This window comes from Solirubrum puertoriconensis (assembly GCF_001483135.1).
In the GTDB taxonomy this organism is placed as follows: Bacteria; Bacteroidota; Bacteroidia; order Cytophagales; family Hymenobacteraceae; genus Solirubrum; species Solirubrum puertoriconensis.
Genome location: NZ_LNAL01000003.1, coordinates 737,310 through 749,520, shown reverse-complemented (window position 1 = coordinate 749,520; position 12,211 = coordinate 737,310). Strand labels below are relative to the sequence as shown.

The 12,211-nt window shown below is 57.6% G+C and carries 16 protein-coding genes and 1 tRNA gene; 13 read left to right on the top strand and 4 right to left on the bottom strand.

Annotation, left to right across the window (positions count from 1 at the left end):
• Nucleotides 1–266 precede the first annotated feature (266 nt).
• Nucleotides 267–1,040 carry a hypothetical protein gene (locus ASU33_RS03730; RefSeq protein ID WP_059068233.1) on the bottom strand — a complete coding sequence of 258 codons (774 nt, stop codon included), beginning with the start codon at nucleotides 1,038–1,040 and terminating at the stop codon, nucleotides 267–269.
• Between the two features lie 361 nt (nucleotides 1,041–1,401).
• Nucleotides 1,402–2,055: an ABC transporter ATP-binding protein gene (locus tag ASU33_RS03725; RefSeq protein WP_059068231.1), complete on the bottom strand. Its 654-nt coding sequence runs from the start codon at nucleotides 2,053–2,055 to the stop codon at nucleotides 1,402–1,404.
• A 322-nt stretch (nucleotides 2,056–2,377) separates the two neighbouring features.
• Between ASU33_RS03725 and sucC the strand changes: the two genes are divergently transcribed.
• Nucleotides 2,378–3,586: an ADP-forming succinate--CoA ligase subunit beta gene (gene sucC, locus ASU33_RS03720; RefSeq protein ID WP_059068230.1), complete on the top strand. Its 1,209-nt coding sequence runs from the start codon at nucleotides 2,378–2,380 to the stop codon at nucleotides 3,584–3,586.
• 76 nt (nucleotides 3,587–3,662) lie between these two features.
• Here sucC and ASU33_RS03715 read toward each other — a convergent pair whose 3' ends face one another.
• On the bottom strand, nucleotides 3,663–4,148 hold the full coding sequence (locus ASU33_RS03715) for an Ohr family peroxiredoxin (protein WP_059068228.1): 486 nt from the start codon (nucleotides 4,146–4,148) through the stop codon (nucleotides 3,663–3,665).
• 145 nt (nucleotides 4,149–4,293) lie between these two features.
• On the opposite strand from ASU33_RS03715, the gene ASU33_RS03710 reads away from it, so the two are divergent.
• The 5 genes from ASU33_RS03710 to ASU33_RS03690 all read left to right on the top strand — a co-directional run bounded on the left by ASU33_RS03710 (nucleotide 4,294) and on the right by ASU33_RS03690 (nucleotide 8,086).
• Nucleotides 4,294–4,365, top strand: a tRNA-Arg gene (locus tag ASU33_RS03710).
• Between the two features lie 400 nt (nucleotides 4,366–4,765).
• A complete protein-coding gene (locus ASU33_RS03705; RefSeq protein ID WP_059068226.1) occupies nucleotides 4,766–5,167 on the top strand; it encodes a hypothetical protein in 402 nt (133 codons plus the stop codon).
• Nucleotides 5,168–5,438: 271 nt separating this feature from the next.
• The gene (locus ASU33_RS03700) at nucleotides 5,439–6,104 is read left to right on the top strand and encodes a porin family protein (RefSeq protein ID WP_059068224.1); all 666 of its coding nucleotides are present in this window, start codon (nucleotides 5,439–5,441) and stop codon (nucleotides 6,102–6,104) included.
• Between the two features lie 581 nt (nucleotides 6,105–6,685).
• Entirely contained in the window at nucleotides 6,686–7,189 is a 504-nt protein-coding gene (locus ASU33_RS03695; RefSeq protein ID WP_059068381.1) for a fasciclin domain-containing protein, read from the top strand.
• A gap of 177 nt (nucleotides 7,190–7,366) precedes the next feature.
• Entirely contained in the window at nucleotides 7,367–8,086 is a 720-nt protein-coding gene (locus tag ASU33_RS03690) for a hypothetical protein (protein ID WP_059068222.1), read from the top strand.
• Between the two features lie 116 nt (nucleotides 8,087–8,202).
• On the opposite strand, the gene ASU33_RS03685 is transcribed toward ASU33_RS03690, so the two are convergent.
• Nucleotides 8,203–8,478: a GNAT family N-acetyltransferase gene (locus ASU33_RS03685; protein WP_059068220.1), complete on the bottom strand. Its 276-nt coding sequence runs from the start codon at nucleotides 8,476–8,478 to the stop codon at nucleotides 8,203–8,205.
• 138 nt (nucleotides 8,479–8,616) lie between these two features.
• On the opposite strand from ASU33_RS03685, the gene ASU33_RS03680 reads away from it, so the two are divergent.
• The 7 genes from ASU33_RS03680 (at nucleotide 8,617) to ASU33_RS03650 (ending at nucleotide 12,194) form a co-directional block, all read left to right on the top strand.
• The gene (locus ASU33_RS03680) at nucleotides 8,617–8,802 is read left to right on the top strand and encodes a hypothetical protein (protein WP_059068218.1); all 186 of its coding nucleotides are present in this window, start codon (nucleotides 8,617–8,619) and stop codon (nucleotides 8,800–8,802) included.
• A gap of 37 nt (nucleotides 8,803–8,839) precedes the next feature.
• Nucleotides 8,840–9,106: a hypothetical protein gene (locus ASU33_RS03675; protein ID WP_059068217.1), complete on the top strand. Its 267-nt coding sequence runs from the start codon at nucleotides 8,840–8,842 to the stop codon at nucleotides 9,104–9,106.
• A 113-nt stretch (nucleotides 9,107–9,219) separates the two neighbouring features.
• Complete coding sequence (locus tag ASU33_RS03670; RefSeq protein WP_059068215.1) at nucleotides 9,220–9,516, top strand: hypothetical protein; 297 nt, start codon at nucleotides 9,220–9,222, stop codon at nucleotides 9,514–9,516.
• A gap of 200 nt (nucleotides 9,517–9,716) precedes the next feature.
• Nucleotides 9,717–10,064 (top strand): ArsR/SmtB family transcription factor, encoded by a 348-nt coding sequence (locus ASU33_RS03665; RefSeq protein WP_059068213.1) that lies wholly within the window; start codon nucleotides 9,717–9,719, stop codon nucleotides 10,062–10,064.
• Nucleotides 10,065–10,113: 49 nt separating this feature from the next.
• A complete protein-coding gene (locus tag ASU33_RS03660; RefSeq protein WP_059068211.1) occupies nucleotides 10,114–10,665 on the top strand; it encodes an ArsI/CadI family heavy metal resistance metalloenzyme in 552 nt (183 codons plus the stop codon).
• A 37-nt stretch (nucleotides 10,666–10,702) separates the two neighbouring features.
• Nucleotides 10,703–11,233, top strand: coding sequence for a GNAT family N-acetyltransferase (locus ASU33_RS03655; RefSeq protein ID WP_149867014.1), 531 nt, complete (start codon nucleotides 10,703–10,705; stop codon nucleotides 11,231–11,233).
• Between the two features lie 151 nt (nucleotides 11,234–11,384).
• Nucleotides 11,385–12,194: a universal stress protein gene (locus ASU33_RS03650; protein WP_059068209.1), complete on the top strand. Its 810-nt coding sequence runs from the start codon at nucleotides 11,385–11,387 to the stop codon at nucleotides 12,192–12,194.
• The last annotated feature ends 17 nt before the right edge of the window (nucleotides 12,195–12,211 follow it).

Here is a 12,211-nt window from a genome sequence, read left to right as displayed (position 1 = left end):
CACAGCTTTTCACCTGGCACCAACCGAAAATCCCAATGCCCGAATCCTGTTGCCATGGTTAGGGCGTGCCGTTATTAAGTGAGTATGTTTTTATTTGGTCGCTGCTAACCGAATGGTTGTGCCGCGAGAGGAAGGATTGGCGCCGCTCGATGCGCGGAATGTCGTACCTCCTCGCATTGACAGCCGGCGGAATCGGTTGTTCCTAAAGCAGAACAAAAAAGCCCGACTCCTTTGGAGCCGGGCTTTTGTAGCTGTAATGCCGCCGCTTAAGCAGCAGCCTGACCGTTCTCGCGGTCATCAATAGTCTTCTTCAGGTTAGCAATGGCCTGCGTGGCACGCTCCTGATCGAGCTTGTTGATGTTCAGGAGCATTTTGGTTTTCTCCTGACGGGTGATTACCGGATGGTTCAGCAAGCGGATAATTTCCTCCTTCTGCTGGGCAGTGGCGTAAGCGGCGGCATTGGCAGCGGGCGCTACCGGCTCGGCGGCCGGAGCAGCTTGCTCAGCCTTCACGGCCTTCATCGGAGTGGCCTCAGCGGTGCGCGCTTCGGGCGTGTTGCCGCCGTACTCCATCTCCTCGGCCGGGGTGGGCTCGTAGCCAGCAGCGCGGATAATCCAAGCCAGAATATTGCGGTAAGCTTTACCAATTGCGCGCGTTTGCGCCATCGAAGCAATGGCAAACTCCTGGTAGAATTTCTTGCCTTGCTCCTTGTTAGAGCAGATGGCAAAGCCTGCACCTACGGTGTGCTCCGAACGCATGTCGAAGAGCGTTACCTTGGCCTGATACTTAATCTCCGTATCGGTGCTCATGTTGATGACGTGGTCGACGATGGGCACAATGCCCAAACGCGAACCAGCATACTGCCAGCCTTCCACGTTCACAAACTCTTTGCCCTGAACGGAGGTGGTGAGCTTGTTTTCCTTGATGAAGTTAGCCAAGTCCTTGGCCAACGACAGCGTCTCGTCGGAGCGCGAGATGTCATAGCTTTCCGCTTTCATTTTCCGAACCGGTGCTTTGTTGTCTTTTTGTGCCTCAGTCATGGCTTTCTTAATTTCCCTGTAGTACGTCCTGTGTTACGGATTGATAACAGGCCACCTAGGTGATTAGTGCATTTTTTACTCGTGTTTTTTAGCATTTTTTCTTGTTGTAAATCAATCACTTACAAATAATATTCAAAAATATGATAGCTAAAGCTTTTAGCCAAGCTCCTACACTACAAAGCCGGCTTTTTTAGGGCCCTTGGTAAGCAGGTGCCTAGGTAGATCTTCAACGCATTGAGCGCAAAGAAGTTGAGCCTTACCGCTCATTATACCAGGTGCTAAGCACAAAAAAACGCACCCGGTTGGGGCGCGTTTTCAGGTACTACGGATGCACAAGCAGCGTGGCCGACGAGGCTTAGGCTTACTCCAGAATGAAGCCGTCGCGCATGGTGATTTTGCGGTCGGCCATTTCGGCTAACTGATCGTTGTGCGTTACGATAACGAACGTTTGACCTAGCTCTTTGCGCAGCAGAAAGAAGATTTGGTGTAGTTCCTGCGCGTTTTGCGAATCGAGGTTGCCGGAGGGTTCGTCGGCAAAGATGATTTCGGGGGAGTTGATAAGGGCGCGGGCCACGGCCACACGCTGCTGCTCGCCGCCCGACATCTCGGAGGGCTTGTGGTCGGCGCGGCGCTCGAGGTTCAGCATGCCCAGTAGCTCGCGGGCGCGCACGCGGGTTTCTTGCTCGTGGCGTCCCGATAAGTACGCTGGCAAGCACACGTTTTCGAGGGCGGTAAACTCGGGCAGCAGGTTATGAAACTGAAACACGAAGCCGATGTGGCGGTTGCGGAACTTGGCCAGTTCGGAGCGCTTCAGGGTGCTTACCGATTCGCCGTCGAATAGCACTTCGCCGGTATCGGGCGTATCGAGGGTACCTAGGATGTGCAAAAGTGTGCTTTTGCCGGCCCCGGAAGACCCCACAATGGACACGATTTCCGACTTTTCGATGGTTAGATCGATGCCCTTGAGCACCTCCAGCGAACCGTAGCGTTTGCGAATGTTGACGGCCTGCAGCAAACCGACTGGGTGTTAAGAGGAGAAGAAGCGAATAGCGACAAAGCTACGCAGAAAGGCCCGATGCCAATAAGCTCATGGTTGGGCCCTTGCGCACCAGACGGCTTATACGGCAACTCGGCCGTAGCGGCTTAGTTGTGGTTGGTGCTATGTGTGGAGCGCCCCCTGCTCAGCGCGGTGCTATGGGCACCTAGGCTGCTGCTACGCAGCGCACAGCGCCACAAAGTGGGTGCAACTGCAACGCTAGTATGTGCTACTTCACGCTACATTCCCTACTTTCGCGGGCACATTTCCGGAACCCGCAAACCCACCTCAAGTTCGCAGTATGAACATTCACGAATATCAGGGCAAGGACATTCTTAAGCGCTACGGCGTGCGCGTGCAGGAAGGCATCGTGGCCGAAACTGCCGAAGAGGCCGTTGAAGCCGCCAAGAAGCTGACCGAGCAAACCGGCACGGGCTGGCACGTAATCAAAGCTCAAATCCACGCCGGTGGCCGTGGCAAAGGGGGTGGCGTAAAGCTGGCCAAAAACCTTGACCAAGTACGTGAACTGTCGGAGCAAATCATCGGCATGCAGCTGGTGACCAAGCAAACCGGCGCCGAAGGCCGCAAAGTGCACAAAGTACTGGTAGCCCAGGACGTGTACTACCCCGGCGAGTCGGAGACGAAAGAATATTACATGAGCGTACTGCTCGACCGCACTTCGGGCAAGAACGTTATCATTTATACCACCGAGGGTGGCATGGACATCGAGGAAGTTGCCGAGGCACACCCCGAGAAGATCCACAAAGAGTACATCGACCCGCGCGTAGGTCTGCAGGGCTTCCAGGCCCGCAAGATTGCGTTCAACCTAGGCGTTGAGGGCGAGGCTTACAAGGAGATGGTGAAGTTCGTATCGGCCCTGTACAAGGCTTACGACGACACGGACTCGGCCATGTTCGAAATCAACCCGGTGTTGAAAACCTCGGACAACAAGATCCTGGCCGTTGACGCCAAGGTAAACCTCGACGACAACGCTCTGTACCGCCACAAGGACTTTGCTGCTCTGCGCGACACCAACGAGGAAGATCCGCTGGAAGTAGAGGCTTCGGAGTCGAACCTGAACTACGTGAAGCTCGACGGCAACGTAGGCTGCATGGTAAACGGTGCTGGCCTGGCCATGGCTACCATGGACATCATCAAGCTGTCGGGTGGCGAGCCTGCCAACTTCCTCGACGTAGGGGGTGGAGCCAATGCCCAAACCGTTGAAGCTGGCTTCCGCATTATTCTGAAGGATCCGAACGTAAAAGCCATCCTCATCAACATCTTCGGTGGAATTGTACGCTGCGACCGGGTTGCCAACGGTGTGGTTGAAGCTTACAAGAACATCGGCGACATCCGCGTGCCGATAATCGTTCGTCTGCAGGGCACCAACGCCGAAGAAGGCGCGCGCATCATCGACGAATCGGGCCTGAAAGTGTACTCGGCTGTACTGCTGAAGGACGCTGCCCAAAAAGTAAAAGAAGTACTGGCTGGCCAAGAGCAGCAGGCGTAATTGCCCTAGGTACTTATAGTAACAAAAAGCCCCGCCAGTATGCTGGCGGGGCTTTTTGTTGATTGGCTGTATGAGGCTACTTGCCGTTTTGGGCTACCCCAATGTTTTCTTCGGCCTGCACGGGCAGGGGCTGCCCTTTCACGCGCAGCTCCACCTCCATGTTGCCGCGCGTACCCACCGAGTACGGGCAAATCTGGTGGGCTTGGCGCACCATCTCAACGGTTTTGTTGTCGTCGAACTTCTTCAGGTCTACGTCCAGCACTGCGCTAAGCCCGTACGCTTCGCCTTCCTGAAAAAGCGAAACCGAGCAATTAACCGAGGTATCGGGGTCGAGCCGGTCGCCGGCACGCTGCGCAATTACCAGTAGCGCCTGCTGAAAGCACGAGGCGTAGCCCGCGGCGAATAGCTCCTCGGGGTTGGTAGCGCCGCGCTTGCCACCTAGGCCTTCGGGCACCGACATATCCAGGTCGATTACACCGGTTGTAGAGCGTACGTGGCCACTGCGGCCGCCCACAGCTTGGGCCTCAGCAGTGTACAAGGTCTTTTTTTCAGATGTGGCCATAAAAATGAGCTTTAGGTTTCGGGTTGTGCGTTAGGCTTAACTGCCGAAACAGGCCGAAGGTTACGCCCCCAATTTCGCGGAAAATGCCAACCCGATTTGCCAGCGCCGCATTTTTGCCTACTTTTGCCGCCCACAGCTGCTCTTTGGTCGCGTAGTACAACGGATAGTATAGGAGTCTCCGAAGCTCTTGATCCAGGTTCGATTCCTGGCGCGACCACACTGCAAACCCGCTTCCAACCGGAAGCGGGTTTGTTTATTTAGGAGCCTGCTTTACTGGCGCTGCTTGTGGCTTGGAGTTAGCAATTAGTTCATTGACACAAGGGCTTGCTTCACGCCAACGCGTATTCGGTTTGTTGGCATATACAGTTGCAGCTAGTCCGGCAGCGCGTTGCGTAGGCTGAGCTAAGCTGCCCTCACGTGGAATTGGTGTTGCGGAGGTTAGTGCATCAGTATGCGCTCCGATAGTTCGGAACCTCAGCAGCGGCGCCCCGTTACTCTGGTCCTTGCCAATACCACGCGTCCTGTGGTAACGTCTTATTTATCTTGCAGCGTTGTTAGCTACCCAACAAGGAAAGAACTAACGGGTTGTTAGCACTGCAGCCCCACAACCCGATTGAATGCACCTCGTTGCCTCTTACCGTTTTCTGAACCTCTATCTTCACGAAGGCTCCACTCGGGCCCTGGAGGCACAATGGATTGGTTTTATCAGCAGCGCCGACTTACGCCAAGCCGTAGTTGACGCGCTCGAAGTTGCCCGCCGCAACCGCGTTACCAGCTGGATTGCCGACGACCGGCAATTGGGCCCGGTTCGCCCGGCGGATATTGAGTGGATTGCCCGAACCGCGCTACCGCTGTTGGAAGCATACGGCATCACCAAATTTGCCCGCGTTGAAGCCACTGATCCGCTCAACCAGCTCCTGATCAACAACACTTACCAGTCCGTGATAAACGAATTCGCTTTCGAGCTGCGGATTTATACCGACTTGTCGGAAGCTCGAAGCTGGGCGGTTGAGCAGTGATACACAGCCCCGTTGCTTAAGCCACGCCCAAAGCGGTACGCACCCCGAGGGTGGCAAGGTTGTAATGCAAAGCAACTTCTGCCGAGCCTGTTGTCACCGCGGGAGCAGGTACCATCATGGCACATAAGCCGAACGCGTTGGCCGCGCAATTCGGCCGCCTTGCTGTTGCCAGTGGCTGAATAATGGCTGACTCGTAGCTTTGCGCCACCTCGTCAGTAGAGAGGCATTTGCTTACCACCCTTATTCACTCCACCACACCCCTTCTCTCACTATGCAAGCAAGCATTAAAGCCCTGCTGCTCGGTGTATGCCTGGCTGGCGTTGCCGCGTCGGCGCAGGCGCAATCCTCTGAATCTCGCTTTGGCATTCGCGGCGGTCTAAACATTGCCACGCAGGAGCAGGCCTTTGGCGGTACTAAAATCACCAACGAAAACATCAACGGCTTTCATGCCGGCTTGGTGGCCGAGTTGCCGCTGGCGGGTGGTCTGGCAGTGCGGCCCGAGGTGCTGTTTTCGCGCAAGGGCATGGAGTATACCATTTCGGCCCTAGGTCAGTCGGCAAGCTACAAGGACAGGCTTTCCTATGTTACGGTGCCCGTTTCGCTTACCTACCGCATCGAGGCTGGGCCGGCTGGCTTGGTGCTGGGCGCTGGTCCGTACGTAGGTGCGTTGGTACACGCCGAGCGTGAGGGCACGGCCCGCTTGCTGGGCACCACCCTTACCGGTACTGGCGAGCTGAACATCGGCGACAACGACGACGATGATTACAAGACGGTAGACGCTGGCCTGAACTTCTTGGGTCTGCTGGAAATCGACCGCGTGTTTGTGGGCGCCAACTACGGCCTAGGCCTGAGCAACGTGCTGCCCTCCGGCGACGACAATACCTACCGCCGCAACCGCACATGGGAGCTCACGCTAGGCGTGTACCTCACGAAATAACCTTGCGCTGTAGTCTCTTTTGCACCAACAAAACAGCCACGCTTGTCGTGGCTGTTTTGTTTTCTTAAACGCTATCGGGCTTCTACCCAAAGCACCCGGGCGCGCCTTCAGGCCGTGCCTGAAAACGTAGTGGATTTCACCTAGGACTACGACTGGCACCGGTCAATAAATGGGTCGGCTCACTTATCCATCCAACTCATACCCGGATAAGATACGTGGCTGCTCGCCTCCTTCTCATGTCATCCAGCCGGCACCTAACGAAGCTGTGCGCCTAGGTGCTATGATGGCCCGAAGCCCAGCGGTACCAAACACAGCATGAGATTGTTAGCGTTGCTTTCTAAACCATGCGGCACCAATCCGGTTGAAGATGAACGCCGTAAGTCCGGCATTAACTCATTCTTCAACCACACCAAACCCCTAACGCCATGCTTAAGCACAGCTTTGCCGCACTTGCTTTGTTACTAGCCGTTGGCACCGGTTTTAGCACCTCGGCTCTGGCCCAAACGAAGGCCAAGGCCAAGGAAGACAAAATGAAAACGAAGGAGAAATCGTCGATGAACGGCAGCACCACGGGGGGCAGCATGTCGACGGGCTCCTCGATGGATGCTACCTCGGCCTCGGGCGGTGTAATGGTAGGCGGCGCGATGATGACGCCAGATAAAGACATTGTGGCCAATGCGCTGAACTCCTCCGAGCACACGACCCTTGTAACGGCCGTGAAAGCTGCCGGCTTGGTGCCTACATTGCAGGGCACGGGTCCGTTCACGGTGTTTGCGCCTACTAATGCCGCTTTCGACAAACTGCCCTCGGGCACTGTGCAAACGTTGGTTGAGCCCGCCAACAAGGAGCAACTGACAACCATTCTTACCTACCACGTGGTGCCGGGTCGCTACCTGGCTTCCGATTTGAAAGACGGCCAGAAGCTGACCACCGTGGAAGGCGAAACCCTGACGGTGATGAAAAAAGGCAGCTCGGTAATGCTGCGCGATGCCAAGGGCGGCATGGCTACGGTCTCTATTCCGAATGTGGTATCGAGCAACGGCGTAACGCACGTAGTTGACACCGTACTGATGCCTACGCGCTAACACCCGGCTTGCTTTGTAAAAAAAGCCTTGTGCCTGCCGGCACGAGGCTTTTTTGTGGCCGCTGCCCTAGGTGGTTGGTAATGCCCAGAAGCGCGAAAGCCAAGCAAGGTTCATCCTACTTGCGTTTTACACGTATAAGGGCTGAGTTTTCCCAACCACTCCCATCTCTGACCAACCATGCTTAAGAAAACAATCTCCCTGCTGTCGCTGGCGCTGGCTATGTGCGCCGTGACCACCGTAGCCGAAGCGCAGACTACCAAAACCAAGTCGGACGAAGAAAAAACCAAGACCACGACTGCCGATGGCACCGTGACCAAGGTGAAAAACGACGACAATGGCGCTACCAAGCTGAAAGGCAAAACCGAAGCCGGCGACAAAATGAAGTCGAAGGTGAAGCCAATGAACGGCAGCTCGATGGACGCCTCGGGCACCTCCACGGGCACTTCGGGCTCTTCCACGGGCGGCTCCATGATCAACTCGTCGTCGGGCTCGATGAGCGGCTCGAGCTCGGGTAGCATGAGCACCGGCTCCGGCACTACTACCGACACCAATTCGTCGGGCACCATGGGCACCGGCACGAGCACCGGCACCAATACCGGTACCGGCACCATGTCGGGCTCGGGCACGGGTACGATGAGCACTGGCTCGGGTACTAGCACGGGCACGATGAGCGGTAGCGGCACGGGCACCATGAGCGGCACCGATAGCTCGACCGGTACCAGCGGCTCGATGTCGGGTACGGGCACTAGCACTACTACCACCGACACGAACATGTCGACCAGCGGCGCTACCGGCTCCGACGACATGCGCGTAGGTCGACGCATGAAGCCCGACAAAGAGGCCAAAATGAAGGCCAAGAAAGACAAGATGAAAATGAAGTCGGAATCGGAAATGTAATTCCGGTTGGCTTCCGCCTCACATGAAAACGGCTCCGGATACTGCATCCGGAGCCGTTTTTTTACTGGCAGGGCCTAGGTGCGCTGCTTTTTAGCAGCCACCAGAGCATGTGAGCCTCAGGCCAATAATTGCTGGTATTTGTCGTGGTGTTTCTGCACAAACTTGGCCATGTAGGGGCACGTGGTGCGCACCCGCAGCTTCTCGCTGGCGGCCCAGTCCAGGGCTTGCTCGGCCAGGCGCTCGGCAACGCCCTTGCCGCGCAGTTCTTCGTCGACGTAGGTGTGCTCAAAATCGACCACGCCCGCCTCGGGGCGGCTGTAGGAAAGCTCGCCTTCGTAGCCGTGCGAGGTGGCGTAGAAGGTCTGGTCTTCGCGTTGGTGCTCGATGTGCATTGGATTGGCGGGCTAGGGGTAGAAAAGCTAGTAACAGGCAGCGGGCAATTAAGTAAGCCCATCGACCACAACTGCACCTGTTACGTATAAAGAAGCAGCCGTTGCCACTCGCTCGGCTTTGTTTTTTTCTACACTCTTATGAATCAGTTTACAACCACCGCCCACAACGAAACGCCGCAACCCAACAGCTCCCGCATTGCCCCCACCGCACCCTCGAAGCCAGCCGTGGCCCAAGCTACTGCACCGGCCACAGCTCCGGCACCGCGCATGCGCTACTGGGAGCAAATGGATCCTGCCAGCCGTAGCCTCTACCCCGTCGACTAAGGCCCTGCCCGTGCACTAACCCCTACCCACCCCCGCTATGCATTCCCAGTACCCCACGCAACCCGCCGACGACTCGGCCAACAAGCCGCGCAAAGTGGTGTCGGCCGAAGAAAACCAACGCGACACGAGCACCTCGGCCCCGAGCATGCTCGACCGCGAAACCCACGGGCAGATACTTGATCAGCCCGCCCCCGACGCTGATACGTCCGACCTGACCTCGGGCTTGAACCAGCCGGCCTCGCAGCACCTTAGCAACGAGGAGCGCGTGCCGGGCGAAGAAAACCGCAATGCGCGGTCCGAGTAGCGCCGCCTGCCTCATATAGCCAAGCCCTAGCCCTACGTGGCTGGGGCTTTTTTATTGACCTAGGTGCGCCCAGCTACGTACACAAGGGCAGTACCGTACTTACATCCGCAACCATGGCAGCGAAATCACAGCATCCGCAGTACAACGAAAAAGACGACCACCAAGCCCGGGAGGAACGCGAAGAACAACAGAAGCGCGACTCGCAGGACCGCCCTACTCCCGCACAGGAAAACAACAATACCGAGGGCAGCACCACGGCCATGCTGAACCGCGAAACCCACGGCCAGATTATGTCGCGCAGCACGCCCGACCGCATTTACTCCGATGGCAGCGACGATACCGAAACACCGCGCCCGCCAACGTTCACCGACGACACTACCGGGTTCGACCCTACCAACCGCACCCGCTAACGCATCCACCCATGGCCCGCTACGCTCAGTTGCGGGCCGTGCTGTTGTTGGTAGATACTAGCTGGTTCAGCACCTAGGCTTAATAACCTGATTGTAAGCGCTTACGCACACATTACATAGCCCTTGTAAAATATTATTTGCTAGTGTCCTTGACATTGGCTCTAACTATGACGTATGTTTGCGTCATACAACAAGAACACATGACATACGCCAAGCTTTCCGAGTTTACCGAGGCGCAGCAGCAACTAGCCAGGATAGCCAAGGCTCTGAGCCATCCGGCCCGCATTGCCATTATCGAGTTACTGGCAGCCAAGAAAACCTGCATTTCGGGCGACATCGCGGCCGAGCTGCCGTTGTCGCGCACCACCGTATCGCAGCACTTGCAGGAATTAAAAGCCGCCGGGCTAATCCGCGGCGACATCGATGGCCTCACGGTGTGCTACTGCCTCGATACCGCCGTGCTCGGCCGCGTGCAACAGCAGTTCAGCGCTTTTCTGGAGCAGGCCGCCTGCTGCAACGACGATACCGCCTCCAACTGTGCTTGCTAAGCGCAGCTACTGTGCACTTTCCTTCAACCCTTTCTAACCTTTCTGAACTATGAAAACTGCTTCTTTCCCCCGCATGCACGTGTCGCTGTACGTATCCAACATCGAGGCTACTATTAGCTTCTACAACACGTTTTTCGGCCAGCCCGCGAGCAAAATCAAGCCCGGTTACGCCAAGTACGTACTCGACGCACCTTCGCTGATTATCTCTTTCGTGCAGAACCCGGCGCGCGTGCAAAGCCACTTCGGCCACCTAGGGTTTCAGGTAGAAACGCCAGCGCAATTGCAGCAGCGTTTAGCGGCGGCCGAAGCAGCCGGGCTGGTGCAGCGGCAGGAAATCGGCACCAACTGCTGCTACGCCAAGCAAGACAAGTTTTGGGTAAACGACCCCGACGGCGTGGAATGGGAGGTGTACTACTTCCACGAAGATGCCGAGTTCAACGACCCGCACTACGACGACCTCGACGCGGCCGGCGCCAGCAGCCAGTGCTGCATTGCGCCCCCACCGGCGGAAAAGCTGGTTACGGCGCCCATGACTTTTACATTGGCTGATACCGCTGCCCCCACGGCCTCTGCTTGCTGTGCAACTGGCAGCAATTGCTAGCCTCTCCCGCTTGCCACTTACAAACCACTCCGGTGCCATGATGCTGCCATTAACCGAACACCACTGGCCTGCCGTGCAAGCTATTTACGCCCAGGGCATAGCTACCGGCAATGCTACCTTCGAAACCCAAATACCCACCTGGGCTGCCTGGAATGCCGGGCACCTAGGCCACAGCCGGCTGGTAGCCCTCAACGAGCAGCAACACGTGGTGGGCTGGGCTGCGCTAAGTCCGGTATCGGGCCGATGCGTGTACGGCGGCGTGGCCGAGGTGAGCGTGTATGTGGCTGCAGAAGCGCGCGGACAAGGCGTAGGATTGCAATTGCTGCAGGCGCTGGTGCAAGCGTCGGAAGCCAACAGTATCTGGACGCTGCAAGCCGGCATTTTGCAGGAGAACACCGCCAGCCTGGCTCTGCACGCCAAAGCAGGTTTTCGCACCGTGGGCTTCCGCGAGCGGCTGGGCCAGCTGCACGGGCAGTGGCGCAACGTGGTACTGCTGGAGCGGCGCAGCCCAATAGTGGGGGCCGAAACTTCCGTCACCGAACCCCCTGCGGCTTCCATTAGCGCATAATCCCGAGTCCAGGTATTGCGTGTCCTCATCAGCCCCCGGCACCTGGGCTATCTAGGCTATTTTTTGCACTAGGTAATCATCCATTAACACGCAGGTTGTAAACTGCAACGCCAGCGCATTGTTATCAGGTACCTGGCTAATGCACGCTACCATGCTCACCCTGCTAGTTCTTACCGACTTTTCGCCCGTAGCCGACCACGCCTTGCAGTACGCCGCCTCGCTGGCCGCGCCTACGGGGGCACACCTGGTGCTGCTGCACGTACGCCCCTCGTTGCTAAGCCCACGCGCTTTCACGGCGACTTCTGAACACAGCGAAAGTCAAGCCAACGACCTGCTGCAACAGCGCCTGCATGCCTTGCCGGCCGGGGTGCGGGCTACCTGCGCCCTTGAGCGCGGCGACGTTGGCGCTGAACTGGCCGAAGCGGCCCGCCGCTACAAGGCCTCGTTGATTGTGGTGGGCCGCCCCGACCTGAGCAACATTCCCGAAGAGTTGGACCACACTACCTCGCTCGAAGTGCTGCGCCACGTAGCCTGCCCCCTGCTGATAGTGCCTCACAACGCCGCCGGCGCGGTGACGCCGCGGCAAGTGCTGCTCGCCATCGACGACCAGCCCCTGCCGAGCACCCACGCCACCCAAACGCTGCAACCCCTGCTGGGCAGCGCGGCGCTAACCGTGCTGCACGTAAGTAACGAAGAAGGAAGCAACAACCCCGGCCGGGCCTTTGCCAACGCGCAGCACGCCGGCCTCACGGCTGGGTTTGCCAGCGCCCAAGCCAACGGCTTCAGCGGCGCGAGCCCCGCGGCTGGCATTGCCGATGCCACGGCCATGCTACAGCCCGATCTGTTGGTGCTGATAGCACGCCGCCGCAGCTTTTTGGGGCAGCTTTTCCACGAAAGCGTAACGGCCGCTGTGGTGCGCGAAGCCCGCCTGCCCGTGCTGGTGCTGCCCGAAGTAGCCTAGGTCAGATTAACGCAGTT